Annotated in this window: 18 protein-coding genes and 2 pseudogenes; 5 read left to right on the forward strand and 15 right to left on the reverse strand. The window is 73.2% G+C overall.

Features of this window, described 5'->3' with window-relative positions:
• The first annotated feature begins 86 nt into the window (after positions 1-86).
• Positions 87-3,779, forward strand: a complete 3,693-nt coding sequence (locus ACTWLT_RS20770) for a discoidin domain-containing protein (protein ID WP_445319805.1) — start codon at positions 87-89, stop codon at positions 3,777-3,779.
• A 97-nt stretch (positions 3,780-3,876) separates the two neighbouring features.
• Here the strand turns inward: ACTWLT_RS20770 and ACTWLT_RS20775 are convergent, their stop codons facing one another.
• Positions 3,877-4,641 carry a crotonase/enoyl-CoA hydratase family protein gene (locus ACTWLT_RS20775; RefSeq protein ID WP_445319806.1) on the reverse strand — a complete coding sequence of 255 codons (765 nt, stop codon included), beginning with the start codon at positions 4,639-4,641 and terminating at the stop codon, positions 3,877-3,879.
• A gap of 116 nt (positions 4,642-4,757) precedes the next feature.
• On the opposite strand from ACTWLT_RS20775, the gene ACTWLT_RS20780 reads away from it, so the two are divergent.
• Positions 4,758-5,609 carry a Rieske (2Fe-2S) protein gene (locus ACTWLT_RS20780; RefSeq protein ID WP_445319807.1) on the forward strand — a complete coding sequence of 284 codons (852 nt, stop codon included), beginning with the start codon at positions 4,758-4,760 and terminating at the stop codon, positions 5,607-5,609.
• A 314-nt stretch (positions 5,610-5,923) separates the two neighbouring features.
• On the opposite strand, the pseudogene ACTWLT_RS20785 reads toward ACTWLT_RS20780, so the two are convergent.
• The 12 genes and pseudogenes from ACTWLT_RS20785 to ACTWLT_RS20840 form a co-directional block, all read right to left on the reverse strand.
• Positions 5,924-6,961, reverse strand: a pseudogene (locus ACTWLT_RS20785) (LysM peptidoglycan-binding domain-containing protein); the annotation flags it as partial.
• Between the two features lie 14 nt (positions 6,962-6,975).
• Entirely contained in the window at positions 6,976-7,428 is a 453-nt protein-coding gene (locus ACTWLT_RS20790) for a pilus assembly protein TadG-related protein (protein WP_445319808.1), read from the reverse strand.
• Entirely contained in the window at positions 7,425-7,889 is a 465-nt protein-coding gene (locus tag ACTWLT_RS20795) for a TadE/TadG family type IV pilus assembly protein (RefSeq protein ID WP_445319809.1), read from the reverse strand. The genes ACTWLT_RS20790 and ACTWLT_RS20795 overlap by 4 nt, the downstream gene beginning before the upstream one ends.
• Positions 7,886-8,323: a TadE family protein gene (locus ACTWLT_RS20800; RefSeq protein ID WP_445319810.1), complete on the reverse strand. Its 438-nt coding sequence runs from the start codon at positions 8,321-8,323 to the stop codon at positions 7,886-7,888. The genes ACTWLT_RS20795 and ACTWLT_RS20800 overlap by 4 nt, the downstream gene beginning before the upstream one ends.
• 5 nt (positions 8,324-8,328) lie before the next feature.
• Entirely contained in the window at positions 8,329-8,535 is a 207-nt protein-coding gene (locus ACTWLT_RS20805) for a hypothetical protein (protein ID WP_445319811.1), read from the reverse strand.
• Between the two features lie 24 nt (positions 8,536-8,559).
• Complete coding sequence (locus ACTWLT_RS20810) at positions 8,560-9,429, reverse strand: type II secretion system F family protein (RefSeq protein ID WP_445319859.1); 870 nt, start codon at positions 9,427-9,429, stop codon at positions 8,560-8,562.
• 58 nt (positions 9,430-9,487) lie between these two features.
• A pseudogene (locus tag ACTWLT_RS20815) lies at positions 9,488-10,437 on the reverse strand (type II secretion system F family protein).
• Positions 10,398-11,942: a TadA family conjugal transfer-associated ATPase gene (locus ACTWLT_RS20820; protein ID WP_445319812.1), complete on the reverse strand. Its 1,545-nt coding sequence runs from the start codon at positions 11,940-11,942 to the stop codon at positions 10,398-10,400. Before ACTWLT_RS20820 ends, ACTWLT_RS20815 begins: the two are co-directional and overlap by 40 nt.
• Positions 11,932-12,732 (reverse strand): CpaE/TadZ family protein, encoded by an 801-nt coding sequence (locus tag ACTWLT_RS20825; protein ID WP_445319813.1) that lies wholly within the window; start codon positions 12,730-12,732, stop codon positions 11,932-11,934. Before ACTWLT_RS20825 ends, ACTWLT_RS20820 begins: the two co-directional genes overlap by 11 nt.
• A 2-nt stretch (positions 12,733-12,734) precedes the next feature.
• On the reverse strand, positions 12,735-13,391 hold the full coding sequence (locus tag ACTWLT_RS20830; RefSeq protein WP_445319814.1) for an SAF domain-containing protein: 657 nt from the start codon (positions 13,389-13,391) through the stop codon (positions 12,735-12,737).
• 37 nt (positions 13,392-13,428) lie between these two features.
• Positions 13,429-14,394 (reverse strand): hypothetical protein, encoded by a 966-nt coding sequence (locus ACTWLT_RS20835; RefSeq protein WP_445319860.1) that lies wholly within the window; start codon positions 14,392-14,394, stop codon positions 13,429-13,431.
• On the reverse strand, positions 14,388-14,924 hold the full coding sequence (locus tag ACTWLT_RS20840) for a hypothetical protein (RefSeq protein ID WP_445319861.1): 537 nt from the start codon (positions 14,922-14,924) through the stop codon (positions 14,388-14,390). The genes ACTWLT_RS20835 and ACTWLT_RS20840 overlap by 7 nt, the downstream gene beginning before the upstream one ends.
• Positions 14,925-15,544: 620 nt before the next feature.
• Between ACTWLT_RS20840 and ACTWLT_RS20845 the strand changes: the two genes are divergently transcribed.
• Positions 15,545-16,351, forward strand: a complete 807-nt coding sequence (locus tag ACTWLT_RS20845) for a prepilin peptidase (RefSeq protein ID WP_445319815.1) — start codon at positions 15,545-15,547, stop codon at positions 16,349-16,351.
• A gap of 13 nt (positions 16,352-16,364) precedes the next feature.
• Here ACTWLT_RS20845 and ACTWLT_RS20850 read toward each other — a convergent pair whose 3' ends face one another.
• Positions 16,365-16,994, reverse strand: a complete 630-nt coding sequence (locus ACTWLT_RS20850; RefSeq protein ID WP_445319816.1) for a phosphatase PAP2 family protein — start codon at positions 16,992-16,994, stop codon at positions 16,365-16,367.
• Positions 16,995-17,164: 170 nt separating this feature from the next.
• Between ACTWLT_RS20850 and ACTWLT_RS20855 the strand changes: the two genes are divergently transcribed.
• Positions 17,165-19,564, forward strand: coding sequence for a glycoside hydrolase family 65 protein (locus ACTWLT_RS20855; protein WP_445319817.1), 2,400 nt, complete (start codon positions 17,165-17,167; stop codon positions 19,562-19,564).
• A gap of 11 nt (positions 19,565-19,575) precedes the next feature.
• On the opposite strand, the gene ACTWLT_RS20860 is transcribed toward ACTWLT_RS20855, so the two are convergent.
• Positions 19,576-20,040 (reverse strand): DUF8243 domain-containing protein, encoded by a 465-nt coding sequence (locus ACTWLT_RS20860; RefSeq protein ID WP_445319818.1) that lies wholly within the window; start codon positions 20,038-20,040, stop codon positions 19,576-19,578.
• Positions 20,041-20,187: 147 nt separating this feature from the next.
• Between ACTWLT_RS20860 and ACTWLT_RS20865 the strand changes: the two genes are divergently transcribed.
• A complete protein-coding gene (locus tag ACTWLT_RS20865; RefSeq protein ID WP_445319819.1) occupies positions 20,188-20,985 on the forward strand; it encodes an SAM-dependent methyltransferase in 798 nt (265 codons plus the stop codon).
• Position 20,986 lies beyond the last annotated feature (1 nt).

Here is a 20,986-nt window from a genome sequence, read left to right on the forward strand (position 1 = left end):
ACCTGTCGCGGCACGACGGGCGTACCCCTGCACCCGTCACCGGGCAACGCACCCCACACCACCCCCGAAAGAGGTGTAGCGACACCATGTCCAGATTCCGCACCAGACGAGGCACCCCGCCGACCGGCGCACCCGATCCCGCTGCCCGAACCACCCGCACCGGCCACCGGCGGCTGATCGCCGGCGTGCTGGCCGGGCTGCTCCTGACCTCCGTCCCGGCCGTGACCCCCGCCGCCGCCGCACCGGTGGCGGACCCGTCGGCGGCCGCTGCCCGCGTCGCCATGCTCGCCGGGCTGTCCGCCACCATGACCGCCAGCAGCTACAACCAGAACTACGTGGCGGGCAACGCCAACGACGGCAACGCCGACACCTACTGGGAGAGCGCCAACAACGCGTTCCCGCAGTGGATCCAGGCGGACCTCGGTGCCACGGTCAGCGTGGACCGGGTGGTGCTGAAGCTGCCGCCGGCGTCGGCCTGGCAGACGCGCACCCAGACGCTGTCGGTGCTCGGCTCCACCAACGGCTCGACCTTCACCACCCTGAAGGCGTCCGCCGGCTACACCTTCAACCCGGCCACCGGCAACACCGCTACCGTCACCTTCACGGCGGCGAGCACCCGCTACGTCCGGGTGCAGGTCACCGGCAACACCGGCTGGCCGGCCGCCCAGCTCTCCGAGGTCGAGGTGTACGGCGCCGCCGGCAGCCCCGACACCCAGGCCCCCAGCGTGCCGGGCAACCTGTCGTACACCCAGCCCGCCAGCGGGCAGATCCGCCTCGCCTGGTCCGCCTCCACGGACAACGTCGGGGTTTCCGGTTACGACATCTACGCCAACGGCGGGCTGCGCGGCAGCGTCAACAGCTCGACCCTGACGTACACCGACAGCCAGCCCGACAGCGCCACGGTCTCCTACTACGTCCGGGCCAAGGACGCGGCCGGCAACCAGTCGGCGAACAGCAACAGCGTGACCCGGACCGGCACCGGCAACCCGCCGGTCGGCACCAACCTGGCGGTCGGCAAGCCGATCACCGCCTCCGGGTACGTGCACACGTTCGTGGCCACCAACGCCAACGACAACAACGTGGCCACCTACTGGGAGGGCAACGGCAACCCGAGCACGCTGACCGTGCAGCTCGGGGCGAACGCCAGCCTCAGCCAGATCGTGGTGAAGCTGAACCCGGACTCGGCCTGGGGTGCGCGTACCCAGAACATCACCGTGCTCGGCCGGGACCAGAACTCGTCGACGTTCACCACGCTCGTCGGCGCGGCGAACTACAACTTCAGCCCGGGCAGCGGCAACACGGTGACCATCCCGGTCTCCGGTGCGGCCGCCGACGTACGGCTCTCGATCGCCTCGAACACCGGTGCCCCCGCCGGTCAGGTGGCCGAGTTCCAGGTCATCGGCACCCCGGCGCCGAACCCGGACCTGACCGTCACCGGCATGTCGTTCAGCCCGTCCGCGCCCGTCGAGACGAGCACGATCACGCTCTCGGCGACCGTGCGTAACGCCGGCTCGGCGGCCTCCGGCGCCACCAACGTCAACTTCTACCTTGGTGCCACCCGGGTCGGCACCGCGTCGGTCGGCGGCCTGGCGGCCGGCGCCTCGACCACCGTCACCGCCACCATCGGGACCCGCGACGCGGGCAGCTACCCGCTCAGCGCGAAGGTCGACGAGAACAACACCGTCGTCGAGCAGGACGACACCAACAACAGCTACACCAACCCCAGCCCGCTGGTGGTCAGCGCGGTCGCCACCTCCGACCTGGTCGCCTCGGCGGTCGGCTGGTCACCGGGCAACCCGTCGGCCGGCAACACGGTCACCTTCTCGGTGTCGGTGCGCAACGCCGGCACGGTGGCCTCCGCCTCCGGCGCGCACGGCATCACGCTCACGGTGCTCAACGACGCCGGCACCGTGGTCCGCACCCTGACCGGCTCGTACTCCGGTGTGATCAACGCCGGGGCCACCGTCGGCCCGGTCACGATGGGCACCTGGACCGCCGCGAACGGCAAGTACACCGTCCGGGTGGTGCTCGCCGCCGACGGCAACGAACTGCCGGTCAAGCAGGCCAACAACACCAGCGACCGCCCGCTGTTCGTCGGGCGCGGCGCCAACATGCCGTACGACATGTACGAGGCCGAGGACGGCGTGGTCGGCGGCGGCGCCAGCGTCGTCGGACCGAACCGGACCGTCGGCGACCTGGCCGGTGAGGCGTCCGGCCGGCGGGCGGTGACGCTCAACTCGACTGGTAGCTACGTCGAGTTCACCACCCGGGCCAGCACCAACACCCTGGTCACCCGCTTCTCCATCCCGGACGCCCCGGGTGGCGGCGGGATCAACTCGACGCTGAACGTCTACGTCAACGGCACGTTCCACAAGGCCATCGACCTGACGTCCCGGTACGCCTGGCTCTACGGCAACGAGACCAGCCCGGGCAACTCGCCGAGCGCGGGCGGACCGCGGCACATCTACGACGAGGCCAACGTCATGCTCAACTCGACGGTGCCGGCCGGCAGCAAGATCCGCCTCCAGAAGGACCCGGCCAACACCACCACGTACGCGATCGACTTCATCAACACCGAGCAGGTGTCGCCGATCGCCAACCCGGACCCGGCGCGCTACACCACGCCGACCGGCTTCACCCACCAGGACGTGCAGAACGCCCTGGACCGGGTGCGGATGGACACCACCGGCAACCTGATCGGGGTCTACCTGCCGGCGGGCAACTACTCGACCTCGTCGAAGTTCCAGGTGTACGGCAAGGCGGTCCAGGTCACCGGCGCCGGCCCCTGGTACACCCGGTTCAACGCGCCGTCCGGCCAGGACAACACCGACATCGGCTTCCGGGCCGAAAACTCGGCGGCCAACTCGTCGTTCAAGAACTTCGCGTACTTCGGCAACTACACCTCACGGATCGACGGGCCGGGCAAGGTGTTCGACTTCTCCAACGTGTCGAACATCGTGATCGACAACATCTGGAACGAACACATGGTGTGCCTCTACTGGGGCGCGAACACCGACTACATGACGATCAAGAACTCCCGGATCCGGAACATGTTCGCCGACGGCATCAACATGACCAACGGGAGCACCAACAACCTGGTCAGCAACAACGACGCCCGGGCCACCGGCGACGACAGCTTCGCGCTGTTCTCGGCGATCGACGCGGGCGGCGCCGACATGAAGGACAACGTCTACGAGAACCTGACCTCGACCCTGACCTGGCGGGCCGCCGGTGTCGCCGTGTACGGCGGCTACGGCAACACGTTCCGCAACATCTACATCGCGGACACGCTGGTCTACTCGGGCATCACCATCAGCTCGCTCGACTTCGGCTACCCGATGAACGGCTTCGGCGCCAACCCGCCGACCCGGTTCGAGAACATCTCGATCGTGCGGGCCGGTGGGCACTTCTGGGGTTCACAGACCTTCCCGGCGATCTGGGTGTTCTCCGCCTCGAAGGTGTTCCAGGGCATCCGGGTCAGCGACGTGGACATCGTCGACCCGACCTACAGCGGGATCATGTTCCAGACCAACTACGTCGGCGGGCAGCCGCAGTTCCCGATCACCGACACGATCTTCACCAACATCTCCATCAGCGGCGCCCGGAAGAGCGGTGACGCCTACGACGCGAAGTCCGGCTTCGCGATCTGGGCCAACCCGATGCCGGAGGCCGGGCAGGGTCCGGCCGTCGGGTCGGTCACCTTCAACAACCTGCGGCTGAGCAACAACGCGGTGGACATCCAGAACACCACCTCGACGTTCACCATCAACCGCAACTGACCCACCCGGTCGCCCTGACGGGGCGGCTGACCTCCCGGGCGGTGCGGCCACTCAAGCGGAGTGGCCGCGCCGCCCGGCCGTCGCTGTCGAGCCTCGGTCACCCCGCCGGCGCGCCGTGCCGGCCGGCGCCGGCGGCGAAGCGGGCCGCCCCGGCGGCCGCGTCGGTGGTCAGCGAGCCCATCCCGTACGCCAGCTCGGTCGCCAGAGCCTCCTCCTTGGGTCGACCAGCGCCGGCCAGGACCGCCGCCCGGTCGTTGCGCAGACAGGTCTGCGGATGCCGGGCGATCTCCGCCGCCAGTTCCTCGGCCGCCGCCCGTGCCTGACCGGGCGGCACCAGCCGGTTGACCAACCCCATCGAGTACGCCTCGTCCGCCGCCACGGGCCGGCCGGTGAGGATCAGGTCCAGCGCCCGGCTCTCGCCGATCAGCCGGGGCAGCCGGACGGTGCCACCGTCGATCAGCGGCACGCCCCAGCGGCGGCAGAACACCCCGAGCGTCGCGTCGGACTCGGCGACCCGCAGGTCACACCAGAGCGCCAGCTCCAGCCCGCCGGCCACCGCGTACCCGGAGATCGCCGCGATCACCGGCTTGCCCAGCGTCATCCGGGTGGGACCCATCGGGCCGTCCCCCTCCGGCTCGACCCGGTTGCCGCTGGGGGTGCCGATCGCCTTGAGGTCGGCGCCGGCGCAGAACGTGCCACCGGCTCCCCAGAGCACGGCCACCGCCGCGTCCGCGTCCGCGTCGAACGCCCGGAACGCGTCGGCCAGTGCCCGCGCCGTCGGCCCGTCGACGGCGTTGCGGGCCGCCGGCCGGTCCAGGATCACCGTCGTCACCGGCCCGGCGCGCTCCACCCGTACACCCATCGGCCCATCGTGCCCGGCGGAACGGCGGTGCGCACCCACCGATCATCCGCACGTGTTGCTACAGGTCCGTCACCGCCGACCGGTTTGCGACGGCGTTCGCCGGGAAGTCGGTACTCGTGCGAGAGATCCTGACGAAGATCGAGCAGGCGTCCCGGCTGGACCGGGTGGGTGACCGGCTGCAACGGGTGGTGCTGGGCACGCTGCGTCCGCGGCGGCTACGCGACCTCCTGCACGGGGTGCCGCTGGGCCATCCCCTGCACCCGGCGATGGTGCAGGTGCCGGTGGGCTCCTGGATCAGCGCGGCGGTGCTGGATCTGATGCCCGGGCAGCGCCGGGCGGCCACCGCGCTGATCGGGCTGGGCACCGTCAGCGCCGTGCCGGCGGCGATCGTCGGCCTGAACGACTGGGCGGCCCTCGCCCCCGACCAGCGGCGCGTCGGGCTGGTGCACGCCGCCGCCAACAGCATCGGCCTGACCTTCTACGCCGGCTCGCTGGCCGCGCGGCTCTCCGGCCGGCACAACATGGGCCGCGCTCTCGGCTTCCTCGGGCTGTCCGCCGCGAGCCTCGGGGCCTACATCGGCGGGCACCTGGCCTACAAGCAGGGGGCGCAGGTCAACCAGAGCATCTCCGAGCTGCGCCGGATGAGCGACGGTTGGCACTCGCTGGTCGACATGTCGGCCCTGCCGCAGCGCACGCTGGTGACCCGCGAGGTGGACGACGTCTCGGTGATCCTCTACCGGCACGGCGACGAGGTGACCGTCATGCTGGAGCGCTGCCCCCACCAGAGCGGGCCGCTCGGCGAGGGCGAGGTCCAGGAGATCGGCGGCCACGCCTGCGTGGTCTGCCCGTGGCACGGCAGCGCGTTCCGGCTCAACGGCGGCGAGGTCGTGCAGGGGCCCTCCGGCAACGACCAGCAGATCCTGCCCACGCGGATCCTCAACGGCGTGCTCCAGACCCGCGTCCCCTGACCGGTTCCGATCTCCGGACCATCCGTTCCCGCGCGCCTGCCGGTGCCGGTCCCGGCTCAGCCGCGCCGGTGTCGACCGCCCTGAGGTCCGTCGTCGTCCCACGCTGCCGCACCGGTAGCTCCGGCACCGTCGCTCCCGGGTCCCGGTGCGCCGACGGACGCCGTGCCGTCGCTGGGCCAGCCGGACGCCGTGCCAGCGGTTGGCGCGGATGCCTCGATGGCCGTCGCCGCGCGGCTGGCGGCCCAGGCGGCACCGCTGCCGCTCCGACCCAGGCTTCCGCTCCGACCCGAGCTGCTCGCGGTCGAGCTGCCGCGGCGGCCGCTCGCCCCGCGGCGGGGTGTGCGGCTGGACGCGGCCAGCCGGGGAGCCGCACCGGCGGGGGCCGGGCGGCGGCGCAGGCCGAGCACCGCGCCGATCTGGGCGCCGACGATGCTCGCGGCGGCCAGCACGGCGGAGACTGCCAGCGGTCGGTTCACCCGGTCGGTGGCACCGGCCCGCGCCGCGCCGACGGTCATCGTGGGCGCCTGGCCCGCCGGCTCCGTACCGGTGGGTGGTGCGGCCTCCGGTGCGGTTCGCTCGGGTGCCGGCCGAGGAGCCGGCGGTTCGGGTCTGGCAGGCTGGCCGACGAGTTTCCCGGTGGCGTGTGCACGAATGCCCTGGTCGGCGGCCTCCCCGGGCAGCCGCAGCAACTGGCCGGGGCGGATCCGGTCCGGGTCGTCGAGCCGGTTCAGCTCGGCGAGCCGCCGGTAGTCGGTGAACTCGTCCAGGTAGCGCTCGGCCACCTCACCGAGATAGTCCCCCTTCGCCACCCGGTACACCGGAGCGGCCCCGTCACCCCCACCCGGCGCGACCCGCCCGAGCGGCGCCCCGGTCATGCCCGCCGACGGGTTCGACGCCGGCGCGGCCAGGGTGGCGACGGTCGGGGCGGCGTACCCCGGGTCGGCGTAGACCGCCGCGGCGCTGGCGGCGGCCGGGCTGGCGGCGAGGATCAGCGCGACCGAGCCGACCAGCGCGGCGGCGGCCTTCTGCTGCCGGCTCATCCCGGGCAGTTTCGGCGCCGGCCGGCGCAGCGTCTGCGCGCCCAGCTCGACCAGCACCGAGAAGGCGAACGTGGCCCAGCCGAACCAGCCCGCCAGCGCCAGCGCCCGCAGGAAGAGTTGACCGTCGTCCCGGCTGGTCAACGCGGTGCCCACCTCCGCGATAGTGGGCAGATGGTCGGGCAGGGGATTGCCGGCGAAGGCGAGCAGCGCGACCGGCGCGCCGGCCAGCAGCGCGCAGAGCACGACCAGCGCACCGACGCCGGTGAGGACGCGTCCGGTCCGCCGTACGACGGACCGACCCGATACGGGCATGGCTGCCTTCCTTCCTACGGTCCTGCCGTGATGGCCCGCGCGGTCGCCTCGCCGGTGACGGTGACCGTGTCGGTGAAGCCGAACAGCCCGAGCATCGACCGGCGGTAGGTGATCGTGACGCGTACCCGGATCATGGTTTCGTCGCCGACCACCGGGAAGCTCACGTCGTGCCCGGAGGTGCCGGCGGAGGTGAGGTATCTGCCGACCGCCACGCGCGCCTGCGGCTGGTCGATCCGCTTCGGCCCGCCCTCGATCGCGGTGGCCCGGTCGATGGCCTGACCGCCGGCCCGGGCCGCCTCGGCGGCCAGGTTGTCGGCGCGTTGCAGGGTGCGCAACTGCCCGGCGCCGTCGAAGGAGAGGCCCACGATGGCCAGTACGCCGGTCATCGCCACCGCCAGGAAGATGCTGACCCGGCCGTGGTCGCCCGCGGTGGGCGGACGTCGCAGTGTCGGCGCGGCGGCGGTCACTGCCGGCTCCGGTAGCGGTCCAGGGGGGAGGTGAATATCGCCGTGATCTCGTTTCCGGTTGGCATGCCGGGCACCACGTCGAGCGAGATGTCCCGGAAGGACACCACGCAGGTGATCTCCACGGTGACCGTGGCGTCCTGACCGACCGAGCTACGGAAGGCGGCGTCGAAGGTGTTCGGCTCGCCGGCCACCTTCCCGGAGAACCTCAGGTCCAGGGTGGTGCAGGCCAGACCGCGCCAGTCCAGCTGCTGGCGGGCCGCCTCCCGTGCCGCGGTCTCGGCCTCGTCGGAGTCGCGGGAGATCGAGGCGGCGCGGGCCGCGTCGTGCGCGGCGGCGTCGAGGGCCTCCGCCGCCACGGCGCTGCGCCCGGCGACGCCGGCCAGCACCATGAGCGCGATGAACGCGGGCGCGAGAACCGCCACCTCGATGGAGACCGAGCCCCGCTCGGCGCGGCCGCTCACGGGTCGGTCACCCGTTCCACCGTCCCGTGGGCGCTCTGCCGCACCGGGAAGTCCACGCCGGGCACCACCGACAGGGACCGGCCCTGCACCGTGCACGTCACCTCGGTGGCGGTGGTCACGCAGCTCGGTTCGGTCTTCTCCCAGCCCACCAACCAGCCGCCGGCGGCGTTCAGGAACCGGGTGGCGCTGGACGGGCCGGCGCCAGCCGCCGCGTCGTACACCCGCTCGGCGTTGACTCCGCTCTGGGCGGCGTTCAACGCTGTCGAACGGGCCAGGAAGACGGCCGCGACCTGGAGCGACGCGAAGAGCAGCACCAGGATCAGCGGCATCACCACGGCCAGTTCCACCGGGTTGGCACCCCGGTCGCCGGCCGCGAGCCGGCACCGGGCGGTGGTGACCGCCCGGCGCCACCTCGGGGGAGCGGCTCGGCGCATGCCGGCTACTTCGTGGGGTTCTTGTGGTTCGGGATGGAGTTCATCCACTCGTCGGCCTTGGTCAGCGCCAGGCCCGTGACGACCGTGGCGACGAAGACCAGACCGAAGATGATGACCGCCGTCGGGACGGGGCTGTCACCACGCTCGCCGTCGCGGCGCAGCTCGGCCAGGCGCGTCGTCATGACGACGTGCAGGTAGCTGATGAGGGACATGGCGTACTCCTTCTCGGGGTCGGATCAGATGCGGGAGATGAACGGGTAGACGACGAAGCCGAGCAGCACGAAGACGAGCAGTGCGCCCGGAATGTCGAGTCGGCTGGTCACGCCCTCGGCGCGGGCGAGGTTGTCGGTGCGGATCTGGTCGCGCAACGAGTCGGCCCGGCTGCGCAGGGTCTCGTGGACCTGCGCTCCCTCGCTGCCGGACGAACGCATGATCGCTCCGACGTCTCCCAGCTCCGGGATGCCGATCTTGTCGGAGAGGTCGCGCAGCTCGTCCCAGGGCGCGTGCATCTGCATCTGGGCGATCCGCAGCGACTCCTGGATACGGTCGAACACCCAGCCGTCGCAGACCGCCGCCGCCCGCTCCAGCGACTGGACCGGCCCGTGCGCGGCGGAGAGCTGCAACGCCACCAGGTCCAGGTAGGTGCAGACCGCCTGGCGGAACTCGTCCCGGGCGGCGTCGGCCTTGGTCAGCACGGCCCGGTGCGCCAGCAGGCCGCCCATCAGCGCCAGGCCCAGGCTGCCCAGCACCGGTACGGCCAGCGGGAACGAGATGCCGAGCACGAACAGCGCCACGCCGAGCAGGGTCGGTGTGGCCAGCCCGATCAGCGCGGAGAGCAGCACCGACAGTGCGTACTGCTCCGGGGTCTGGCCGATCAGGGCGAGCTGCCGGTGTGGCGGGCGCAGCCAGCGGGACATCCCGGTCAGCCAGTCCAGCCGGCGGGACGCGGGCGCGGCGACCCGGCCGGTGCCCGGCGGCTGGTGCAGCCGGCGCAGCGCGGGCCCGAGCGCCGGAGTCGCCGGCACCAGCTCGCGGACCACGAGGAACACGCCCAGCCCGATCGCCGCCCCGCCGCACACCGCGACGGCCAGGTGCACGTTCAGCATCACCGGAGCCGCCTCTCGTCTGCGACCGCCGGGCTTCGCTTCGCCGCGCTCCTCGCGCTCACGCGACCACCTCCCGCGGGTCGGGTGCGGGCAGGAACCGGGCGGGCCGCCGCGGCTGGCTCATCGACCGCACCCAGGCCAGCAGGCCGATGAAGGCGGCACCGAGAGCGGCCATCACCACCTGACCCACCGGTGTTCCGTACGGCTCGATGTACTCGGTGTTGACCAGCCCGTACGCCAGGGTCGCCAGGGTCATCCCGGTCAGGAAGCGGACCGCGAACCGGGGCTGCGTGCGCTTCGCCTCGATCTCCCGACGGGTGGCCACCTCCGCGGCCGCCGCTCCGGCGATGGAGCCCAGCACGTCACCCAGCCGCTCGCCCCGGTCGGAGAGGTGCAGGATCAGCGCCGCGACCACCTGGTCGCAGACCGGGTCGCCGATCTCGTCGGCGAACGCCAGCAGCGCGGAGCGGGCGAGCCAGCCGGCCTGCAACCGGGCGGCGAGCAGGCGCACCTCGTCCTCGATCCCGGGCGGCACGCTGCCCAGCGTCCCGGTGATCGCCTGTTGCAGGCCCTGCCCCGTGCCGGACACGTCCTTGAGTCGGCGCGTCCACTCGCCGACCGCCTCGACACGGGCGATCGCCCGCTGCTCGGCCTTACCCACGCCGAACAGCCACGGCGCGCCGGGCACCGCGACGGCCACCAGCAGACCCACGACGGGCAGCCCGGTCAGCAGGAAGGCAAGCGCGCCGGCGGCCAGCGCGGCGAGCAGCAGAGCCTGGTGGGCGCGCTGCTCACCGGGGGTGGTGCCGGAGCCGCGCCACAGCCGGCTCAGACCCGGCCCGGCGCCCGGACCCGGCTTCGCGGCGGGCCGGCGGGTGCCGACCAGCGCGACCAGGGCCAGCAGCAGCCCGGCGACACAGGCGGCCCCGGAGACCACCGCGATCACCTCGAGGCTGTTCGTCATCGGGTCACCGCCGGGCCAGTCGGGTCTGCCGGGGCCGGCGCCAGGCGCCGGTGCCGGCCTCGATCCACCTAGTCAGCAGCCGGGCGTCGTAGCCGACCCGCAGCAGTTGGTCGCGGACCCGCTCCGGTAGGTGCCGGGGGACGGCGCGACCGTCGGGGCCCGGCCCGAAGACGGTGGTGGTGGTGATCCGGCCGGCCTCACCCGCCCCGATCACCTCCTCCACATGGGAGACGAACCGGTGCTTGCGCCCACCGATCGCGGTCTCGTCCTCGACGGTGACGTAGACGATCAGGTCGAGGGCGTTGCCGGCCATCCGGCGGGCCTGGTCGACGGTCATCTCACGGCCGTGGGCGAGCGCCAGCTCGACGATCCGTTCACCGACGCCGGCCGAGCTGCGGGCGTGGATGGTGCACATCGAACCCCGGCTGGTCGTCATCGCCTGGAGCATCGGCACGATCTCCCGGGACCGCACCTCGCCCACGATGATGCGCAGCACGCCCATCCGCAGGGAGAGGGGGATCAGGTCGGCGATCGTCACCTCGCCGGCCGGCCGGCCGTCGAAGCCGCGCTCACCGTGCCCCTCCCGGGCCTCGAAGCTCATCACCGCCCGGTGCCGCTCCCGGCGGCGGGCCGGCAGCAGCTCCCGGCTCTCCTCCAGCAGCACGTACGGCTCGTCGGGCGGGATCTCGTTCATCAACGCCCGGATGATCGTGGTCTTCCCGGCGCCCGCAAGCCCGGCGACCATGATGTTCAGCCCGGCGCGCATCGCGGCGCGGAGGAAGTCGCGCAGCAGCGGGTCGATCATCTCGTCCAGGTCACCCCGGGTGCCGGCCACGTCGTCCAGGCTCACGTCCAGGGTGTTGTGTTTCCGGATCACCGCGTACGGGCGGTGGCTGACCAGGAACACCGCGGCCAACCGGCTGCCGTCGGGCAGTTGCAGGTCGAGGGTGGGCTTCACGGTCGACAGGGACCGTTCGGTCGCACCGGCCCGGCGGGCCGCCGCCTGGAGGATCTCCACCAGCTCGCCGTCGCTGTCGGCGATCGGCTCGGCCCAGTCGACGCCGCCGCCGTGCCGGGTGATGCGCACCTGGTCGCAGCCGAGGATGTGCACCTCCTCGATGGTGTCGTCGACCAGCAGCGTCTGCAGCCGGCCGAGCCCGACCAGCTCGGCGGTCACCTGGTCGAGCAGCAGGCGTTCCTCCCCGGCGGCCATCGGGGTGCCGGCCCGTCGGACCGCGTCCGCGTACTCGGCGACGACCGAGACGGCCAGCCGTGCCCGTTCGGTGTCCTCCTCGTCGACGGTGAACTCCCGGCCGCGCTGCCACAGGGCGAGCCGCTCGGTCAGCTCCCGGCGCAGCTCCCGGACCACCTGGAAGTCCATCCGGGGTCGGGGCGGCGGCGGCTGCGGCGGCGCGCCGGTTCCGGGTGCCGGTGGTGGCGTCGGCGCCGACTGGTGGTGCCGGCCGTTGGGGGTGGGGAGCGGAGGCACGGTGGAGGTGGCGTCCGGCGGCTGCTGGCGCGGGTCGGCGGAGACCGGCTCAAACCGCATCCGGCACCCCCTGCTGCACCGGCCAGGCCAGCCGGGCCCGCCGCCGCTCGAGCAGCGCGCCGACCGGCACCTCCAGCGCGGCCGCCGCGCGCATCAGCGGCCGTCCGGCCCGCACGGTCCCGCCCAGGCCGAGCACTCCGGCGGTACGCGGATCGTCCGGCAGCCGGGCGATCACCGGCAGCTTCAGCGCGCGGCTGATGTCGGCCCGCTCGTGCCCGTCGCCGACCAGCAGCAGCCGCAGGGTGCCCGGCGGCACCCGGTGTTCGGCGAAGTCCCGTTCGATCGCGGTGACCACCGCCCGGGTGCCGGAGAGGTCCGGCAGTTGGGCCCGGGTCACCAGCAGCACCACCGAGGCCGCGCGCAGCACCGGCCACGGCGGCCCGGTGACGTGCAGCCGGCCACAGTCGACCAGCACGTCGTAGCCGGGGGTGCCGCGGTCCAGGGCGTTGAAGTAGTCGGCGAAGCGCTGCCACAGCGGGGTGACGCTGCCGGCCTGCGCCGGGTCGACCAGCCCGGGCAGCAGCAGCCGCTCCCGACGGGGCGCGTCCAGGTCGACGAGCTGGGACCAGAACGCGGTCTCCAGGTTGCCGTCGCGCAGTTCACCGACGGCCAGCTCGCCGATGCCGCGCGGCCCGTCGAGCTGGCCACCCAGGTAGCCGGCGAGGACCGACCCGCCGGCCGGGTCGCACTCGGCGAGCACCAGTCGTCGGTGCCAGGCCAGCGCGCAGGCCAGCGCCGAGGTGGTGACGCCCGGCGAACCCTTCGCGGACACCAGCGCGATGATCGCCATGCTCAGGCCGCCTCGGTCAGCACGACGGCGATCCGTTCCTGCGCGGCCAGCGCCACCACGGCGGGTACGTCCCGGACGGCGAGCGCCAGGTACAGCACCCGGTCGTCGTTCGCCGGGTTGTCCGTGTCGATCACGACGGCCGTGAACCGGGTGCCGGCGGCAGCTCCTTCGGTGGCGTTGTCGTCCGGGGTGCTGACCAGGAGGACCTTGTCCCCGGGGTGCAACTCGCGTGCCGGCACCTGCGCGGTTTTCAGGCCGAGCGCGATCTGCTGCTGGCCGGGGCCGAGCAGCGGGTCGTCGGTGACCTGCCCCAGCGTGAGGAGGGTGCCCGGGATCAGCGCCACGGCGGCCCGCTTGCCGATCACCTCGTCCAGCCTGCCGGAGGGCACCGGGCGCAACCCCTGACCGCCGGCGACCTGCACGGTGACCAGGTCGGCCGCGCTGATCTCCCCGCCCACCTGCACCGGCCGGGCCACCGCGAGGTAGCTGCCGGTGGCCCGGACCGACGTGACCGCGAAGGCCGAGCCGAGCCCACCGAGGGCGATCAGGAGTACGGCCAGACCGAGCAGCCCGGGGCGGACCCGGCGCTGCCGGACCACCTTGGGCGGGCTGACCGGCGCGTCCACCGGACCGGTCCCGTTGCGTGTCGCGAGACTCACCGGGCCACCGCCGTCCCGAGTCGCTCGTTCCTCGCGTTCATCGCGTCACCACCTGGAGTTCGTTGATCTGGATCGGCACGGTGCCGCTGGTCCGGGTCTGCGGAATCTCGCCGCTCTCACCACCACCACGCCAGGTCACCGTCCAGTAGGTGGTGGCGCCGACGCGGTAGGTGCCGGCCTTCGGGTAGCCCTTGTCGTAGCCGCAGTCCGGGGAGGGTTGGCCGGCGTGACTGCCCTTCGCGTCGTACGGGGTGCCGGGGCCGTCGCAGGGAACCGTCTCGCCGTTGCCCATGTCCCAGACGATCCGGTCGACCTTCGCCTCGATGGAGACGGTCACGTCGCGGTCGGACGCGGAGGCGTGCAGCGGGCCGAAGTAGTTGGCGCTCGGCGTCGCCCACATCCAGACCGGCAGGCCGACCAGGCCGGGGCCGACGCTCTTGCGCGGCGCCACCCGGAGCCGGGCGGGCAGCAGCTTGATCGACGCCAGGGCGCGACGCGCCAGCTCCTCCGGGTCCGGCGGTGCGCCGTAACCGGGTGGCGGCCCGTCCCGCAGCACCACGTCCTGGGCACCCACGTCGCCGCCGTTGCAGGTCTGCAGATACCACTGCTGACCCTCGGGAGGATCGACCTTCCCCTTGGTCACCTTGTAGTAGCAGCCGTCGCCGTTGTTGAACCAGCCGAGCAGGTCGTCGTAGCAGGGGATGGTCCGCCCGCCCCACTGGCAGCCGTCGCCGCCTCCACCGCCGCCGGAGTCTCCGCCGCCGGAATCCCCGCCGCCGTTGTCCCCGCCACCGCCCGGCGTACCGGGCTCGTCGTCCCAGACGCTGCAGTCCGGCTGGTCGAGCGGGCAGTCCCCGCCCGGGTCGGCACGCTGGGCGGCGACCGCCGGCAGGGTTCCGCCGACCACCAGCAGCAGCGCGAGGCCGAGCCCGGCGAGCGCCCGGCGGGGCGTCCCGGCCCGGGCGGTACGGGCCGGGGCGCCCCTTCCTCCCCAGGTCAGCACGGCTGGTCCCGGTGCGCCGCGCTGGAGTTGATCAGCCACCGGCCGTCGGGATAGCGGGTCGCGGTGGCGGTGGCGAAGTGCCGGCCGCCGCCGCTGCCCGGGACCACCCGCTGGTCCTTGGCGTAGACCAGCCGGTAGCCGGTCGCGTCCAGGCAGTCCTGGATGTCCACGGTGGCCGGGTTCGACTCGAGGCTGACCGCGGTCACGGTCGGGTCGGACTTCAAGGTCCCGGTACGCATAGCGCCGTGCTCCTTGGCCTCGCGAATGGACAATTGGACCCGAGTGAGCAGTGGATCGGCGAGGAACCGGGACAGTTCCGGCGCATGCGGATCACTGCGTCGGCTCGCCGTACGCGAGGCCGCGAGATAACCGGAGTACGCGTCGAGCGCCGCTTTTTCGGCGGCCTGCCGTTCGACCTCCGGATCCGCGCGTTGCCCGTCGCCCTGGGCCGGTGCCGGCCGTTCGACGGTCTCCCGTCCGCTGCCGCAGCCGGTGAGCGACACCGCCGCCACGACCGTCAGCAGGCAGATTGCCGCTCGTCTGAGCTGCCGTCCGCGCACCGTCGCGCCTCCTCCTGGTCGCCCGGTGCGGCGACGGTTCACCGCCGCCGGGCATGCGGAAGCGCGCCCGGATCAGCACATCCGGAGCCGTTCATTGCGCTTCTGCATTCACCGATACGGATCTTTTACAAATGCAAGGTCCTGTGTCGTCCGGTTGTTGTGGTGAGGCTTGCGTCACACCCAAGGGGCGAGCATAGGCTGACGCTCGCCGATGCAACAGAGGCAATTCAAGTGAACACTCTCCGTGATGACAGGTGGTGGTGGCGGGTGTCCGCGCTGCGCTCCGAGCAATTGCCGACCGAGGGGCCGCCGACGGCTGGACGGCGCCGGGTCGGGTCGGGCTGCCCCGGCCGGTCCGCCGGTCTCGGGAGTGGGACATCGCGGTTCCATCCCGGCATCCGGTTGACGGTGGCGGCCGGTCGACGGGCCGCCCCAACCCGCGCGGTGGCCAGTCCGTACCGGGTCCGCAGGCCCGTCGGACGGCCGGCCGCGCAGGTCGCTTTCCGCGCCATCCGCTACACCCAAGCGATCGTTCAGTCACGATCCGTGTTCGCCTTCACGGCCGACGCCCGGCGCCCGGTGGGGTCGACATGGCGCTGACCGGCCCCTCGGCGACCGCCCCGGGCCAGGAGAACCCGCCGGATGGGGGAGCCGCACCCGTGGCCGGCCGCGTCCCGCTCCCGGCCGTGCTGGCGATCCTGGCGGTCAGCCCGGTGCTGCGGTTGGCCGCCCTGCGCTACGCCGTACCCCCGGGCACCGCCAGCCGGACCCGCTGCGACGCCTGCGGCGCGCCGATCGGCCTGACCCGGCCCTGGCCGGCGCTCGGGCCTGCCGGTCGGTGCGGTGGCTGCCGGTCCCGCGTCGGGCCGCCACCCGGCACGGTCGAACTGGCCGTGCTCGCCGCAGCGGTCGTGCTGGCGCTGGTCGGCCCCCCGTTCGGAGCGCTGGCGGCGCTGGCCTGGTGGCTCGGCTGGACGGTCCCGGCGGTCGTCGTCGACCTGGCCGTGCACCGGCTGCCGGACCGGCTCACCCTGCCGGCGGCGGCCGGGACCTGGCTGCTGCTCGGCGCCGCGACGCTCGGCGATGCCGAGACGGGGCCGTGGCTGCGCGCCGTCACCGCCGGTGCCGGGCTGGCCCTGCTCTTCGCGACCACCACGCTGCTGCTCGGCCGCCGTGGCTTCGGGCTGGGCGACGCCAAGCTGGCGCTCAGCGTGGGCGCGTTGCTCGGCTGGTACGGCTGGCCGGTCCTGGCGTTCGGCCTGCTACTCGCGTTCGGGCTGTCCGCGCTGGTCAGTCTGGGTCTGCTGGCCGCCCGGCGGGCGCGCTGGACCACCCACCTGCCCTTCGGCCCGTTTCTGCTGCTCGGCACCGTCGGCGCGCTCCTGGCAGCCACCTGACCCCTGGGCAGGGTCAGGGGCCGGGTGGGCCGGCCAGGTCGGGGACCGGGCGGCGGACGCGGTCGGCGCGGCGGCGTAGCGCCTCGGCGGCCAGGCGGGCCAGCAGCGGGGTGGCCAGCACGGCGACCAGGGCGCCGAGCAGCACGCCCGCGACCACGTCGTGCGGGTAGTGCACGCCCACGAAGACCCGGGAGAAGGCGGCCAGGGCGGCCAGCGGCAGCGCGACCAGCCCGAGGCGGCGGGACAGCAGCAGCGTGGTGACCGCGAGGGCACCCGCCACTGTGGAGTGGTTGCTGGGGAACGACCAGTCGCCGGGGGGTGGGCAGGTGCCCGCGACGATCGCCGATCCGATCGCCCGGCAGGGGCGGTCCTCGTCCACCACCGTCTTGAGCCACTCGCTGGACGCGTACGCCACAAGGGCCGGCACCGGCGCGACCAGGGCGAGCGCCCGGTCGTACGGGCTGCCGGCCAGGCGTCTCAGCGCGGCCACCAGCAGCAGCGCGCCGAGCAGCAGGATCACCCCCTCGGTGGCGTGCCCGACGAACCACTGCACAGGGTGCGGGCTGTCGGCGGCGACCTCGACGACGTCGTGGTACCACTCGGCGCTGATCTCCGGAACATCCACGTTGCCGGTGTCGACCATGAATCACCTCACCAGATGTTCATACCTCGTTCATCTGGGAGACAGGGTAGGAACGCGCCAGGGGGCAGGGCAGGAGTCGAAGGTCGGGACCGCCTCCCGACCTTCGTCCAGGGATCGTACAGCCGGCTCTGCTTCCCTGGACAGGGACGTCGGCACCCGCAGGAGGTTCTGTGCACACCAGTTCGACCACCGACCAGCCGCCGCCCGCCGCCGGGACGGCGGACGAGGAGACCTGGCGGATCCGGCGTACGGCGGCCGACCTGGAGCGGCTCGGCGAGACCGAGTCGATCTTCGCGTTGGGCAACGGGTGGGTCGGCTGGCGCGGCGTCCTCGACGAGGGCGCGCCGTGCGGGATGCCCGGCAGCTACGTCAACGGTTTCCACGAGCGGCGCGAGCTGAGCTACCCCGAGGAGGGGTATGCGTTTCCCCGGGACAGCGACACCATCGTCAGCGCCCCGAACGCCGCGCTGATCCGGCTCTGGGTCGACGACGAACCCCTGGACATCCGGACCGGGACGCTGCGCGGCCACGAACGGGTGCTCGATCTCCGTGCCGGCGTGCTGCGCCGGGAGACCGAGTGGATCTCCCCGGCGGGGCGGAGGGTACGGATCCGCAGCACCCGGCTGGTGTCCCTGCCGCGCCGGCCGGTCGCCGCCGTCCGGTACGAGGTGGAGCCGCTGGACGCCGCCGTCGAACTGCGGGTCTGCTCGGATCTGCTGGCCAACGAGCGGGTGCCGGAGCGGTCGGACGACCCCCGTGCGGCCTCGGTGCTCACCGATCCGCTGACCGCCGAGACGTACCGCGTGGCCGGTCTCGACGGGGTGCTGGTGCACCGCACCGAGCGCAGCGGCCAGCGCGTCGCGGTGGCGGTCAGCCACCTGGTGGACGCGCCGGACACGGTGACCACCACCGGGGACTGCACCCCCGACCGGGTACGGCTGACCGTGGCGGGCCGGCTGCACCCGGGCGAGCGGCTGCGGCTGACCAAGTTCGCCGCGTACGAGTGCGCGTCGGTCGACGGGACGCCTCCCGGCGAGCTGGCCGACCTGGTGGCCGCCGAGGCGGACGCGGCCCGCGCGGACGGCTTCGACGCGCTGCTCGCCGACCAGCGCGCCACCCTCGACGCGGCCTGGCAGGCCGCCGACGTCCTGCTCGACGGCGACCCGGAACTCCAGCAGGCCGTCCGGTTCGCGATGTTCCACCTCATCCAGGCCGGCCGCCCGGATTCCGACCGGACCATCCCGGCCAAGGGGCTGACCGGCAACGGCTACGACGGGCACGTGCTCTGGGACACCGAGAGCTACGTCCTGCCGGTGCTCACGTACCTTGCTCCGGCGGTGACCCGCTCGGCGCTGCGCTGGCGCCACGCCCACCTGTCGGAGGCGCGGGAGCGGGCCGCCGAGCTGCGGCTGAGCGGTGCCACCTTCCCGTGGCGGACCATCGGCGGCCGGGAGTGCTCCGGCTACTGGCCGGCCGGCACGGCGGCGCTGCACGTCAACGCCGACATCGCCGACGCGGTGCTGCGGTACGTGGCGGCCACCGACGACCAGCAGTTCCTCGCCGAGGCGGGATTGGAACTGCTGGTGGAGACCGCCCGGCTGTGGCACGGTTTCGGCCACTGGTCGGACGACGGCGCGTTCCACCTGCACGGTGTGACCGGCCCCGACGAGTACGCCGCGCTGGTCAACGACAACGTCTTCACCAACCTGATGGCCCGGCGCAATCTGCGCGGCGCGGCCGACGCCGCCGAGCGCCACCCCGAACTGGCCGGCCGGCTCGGGGTGGACCCGGCAGAGGTGGCGGGCTGGCGTGCCGCCGCCGACGGGGTCTTCGTCCCGTACGACCGGGAGCGCGAGGTGCACCAGCAGGCCGCCGGGTTCACCGAGCAGCCGGAGTGGGACTTCGCGAACACCGGCGAGGACGACTATCCGCTGCTGCTGCACTACCCCTACCTGGAGCTGTATCGCAGGCAGGTCGTCAAGCAGGCCGACCTGGTGCTGGCCATGCAGCACTGCCCGGGCGAGTTCACCGCCGACGAGAAGGCCCGCAACCTGGCCTACTACGAGGCCCGCACGGTCCGCGACTCGTCGCTGTCGGCCGCCCCGCAGGCCGTGCTGGCCGCCGAGGTCGGGCACCTCGACCTGGCGTACGACCTGTTCGCCGAGTCGGTGCTCCAGGACCTGGAGGACCTGGGCGACAAGACCGCCGACGGGCTGCACCTGGCCTCGCTGGCCGGGGCGTGGCTGGCGCTGGTGCAGGGCTTCGGCGGGCTGCGCGACGACCGGGGGGTGCTCTCCTTCGACCCCCGCCTGCCCCGGCGGATCGACCGGTTGGCGTTCAACCTGCGCTGGCGTGAACACCGTCTGCGGGTCACGCTGACTCCCGCCGAGGCCCGCTACGAGCTGCCCGACGCCGCCCCCGACGCCGCGGTCGACCTGTGGCACCACGGTGAGCAGGTGCGGGTCACCGGTGCCGCGCCGGTCGTCCGGCCGATGCCACCGCTGCCCGACCCCGGGCCGGAGCCGCACTCACCGCCCGGCCGCCGCCCCGCCCGCCGCTCGGCCGGCTGACCCACCACCGCTCAGGTCGGCGTGGCACCGCCGGCCATCCGCTCGCGGACAGCCTCCAACGCTTCGAAGGCGTACGCCCAGTTGTGGCACTTGAAGCTGCGCAGGCCGTCGATCGCGGTGTGGCAGTCGGCGCAGCGGACACCGGGGATGGCGTCGGGCACCTCGGTGTTGACGTACTTGTGCTCGCCGAGGATGACCGTCGCGATCATGGCCTTGTCGTGCAGGCCGGACAGCGCCGACGAGACGATGTCGTACCAGGTGACCCGCCGGCCGCACTTCGGGCAGTCCGGCTCGTCGCCGCTGACCCAGAGCGGGGCGCCGATGCTGCGCGCCGGCATGCCGAGCAACTTCTCCAGCCGCCGGACGTCCGACTCCGGCGTCGTCCACCGGTGTCGACCGGGCAGCGACGCGGGTGAGTCGTACACGGCGCGGAACAGGTCGTGGTCGACCCGCACGGTTTCCCGCTGACTGGTCATCGGCGTCGCTCCTCGATGAGTCGGTGCCCCCACCGTCGTCGGCGTTGACCAGGGGTGCAGCCGGATCAACGACAGGAGGGGTCAGCGGGTCGTCCCCCCGGGTGCTAGACATCGGGATCCGACCTCGCCGTCGAAGGGAACCCCCTCGTGACCGACCAGCCGGCACCCGACACGATCGACGTCACCGCCCGACCCAACGTCGCCCGGATGTACGACTACTTCCTCGGCGGGAGCCACAACTTCGCCGCCGACCGGGCCGCCGCCGACCGGGTGCTGGAGATCTTCCCGGAGACCGGGGTCGCCGCCCAGACCAACCGGCACTTCCTGCACCGTGCCGTCCGGTACGCCGCCGAGCAGGGCGTCCGCCAGTTCCTCGACATCGGCGCCGGGCTACCCACGCAGGGCACCGTGCACGAGGTGGTGCGGGCGGTGGCACCCGACGCGCGGGTGGTCTACGTCGACTACGACGAGGTGGCCGTCGCGTACGCCCGGCAGTTGCTGACCGGCGTACCCGGGACCGCGGTCGTCCAGGGTGACCTGCGGCGGCCGGACGAGCTGCTGGCCCACCCGGACGTGCGGGGCATGCTCGACCTGGACCGCCCGGTGGCGGTGCTGCTCCTCGCGGTGCTGCACTTCGTGTCGGACGAGGCCGACCCGTGGGCGGCGATCGCCCGGCTGCGCGACGCCTCCGCACCCGGCAGCCACCTGGTGCTGTCCCACCTGACGCTGGACGGCATCCCGCCGGAGCTGGCCGAACGGGGGCAGGCCGTCTACCGCAACAGCAGCGCCCCGCTGGTGCCGCGCACGCACGCCGAGACGCTGCGCTTCTTCGAGGGGTACGACCTGGTGGAGCCCGGCCTGGTGGAGACCACCCGCTGGCGGCCGGACGGCGAACCGGAGCTCGTCGACTCGCACGGCTACGCGGGGGTCGGCATCCGGCGCTGAC

The organism is Micromonospora yongxingensis, from assembly GCF_052601155.1.

Coding starts and splice junctions, on each gene's coding strand:
- ACTWLT_RS20770 (WP_445319805.1), top strand. CDS start 87: ATGTCCAGATTCCGCACCAGACGAGGCACCCCGCCGACCGGCGCACCC.
- ACTWLT_RS20775 (WP_445319806.1), bottom strand. CDS start 4,641: ATGGGTGTACGGGTGGAGCGCGCCGGGCCGGTGACGACGGTGATCCTG.
- ACTWLT_RS20800 (WP_445319810.1), bottom strand. CDS start 8,323: ATGCGCCGAGCCGCTCCCCCGAGGTGGCGCCGGGCGGTCACCACCGCC.
- ACTWLT_RS20805 (WP_445319811.1), bottom strand. CDS start 8,535: ATGTCCCTCATCAGCTACCTGCACGTCGTCATGACGACGCGCCTGGCC.
- ACTWLT_RS20810 (WP_445319859.1), bottom strand. CDS start 9,429: ATGCTGAACGTGCACCTGGCCGTCGCGGTGTGCGGCGGGGCGGCGATC.
- ACTWLT_RS20820 (WP_445319812.1), bottom strand. CDS start 11,942: ATGCGGTTTGAGCCGGTCTCCGCCGACCCGCGCCAGCAGCCGCCGGAC.
- ACTWLT_RS20825 (WP_445319813.1), bottom strand. CDS start 12,732: ATGGCGATCATCGCGCTGGTGTCCGCGAAGGGTTCGCCGGGCGTCACC.
- ACTWLT_RS20845 (WP_445319815.1), top strand. CDS start 15,545: ATGGCGCTGACCGGCCCCTCGGCGACCGCCCCGGGCCAGGAGAACCCG.
- ACTWLT_RS20850 (WP_445319816.1), bottom strand. CDS start 16,994: ATGGTCGACACCGGCAACGTGGATGTTCCGGAGATCAGCGCCGAGTGG.
- ACTWLT_RS20860 (WP_445319818.1), bottom strand. CDS start 20,040: ATGACCAGTCAGCGGGAAACCGTGCGGGTCGACCACGACCTGTTCCGC.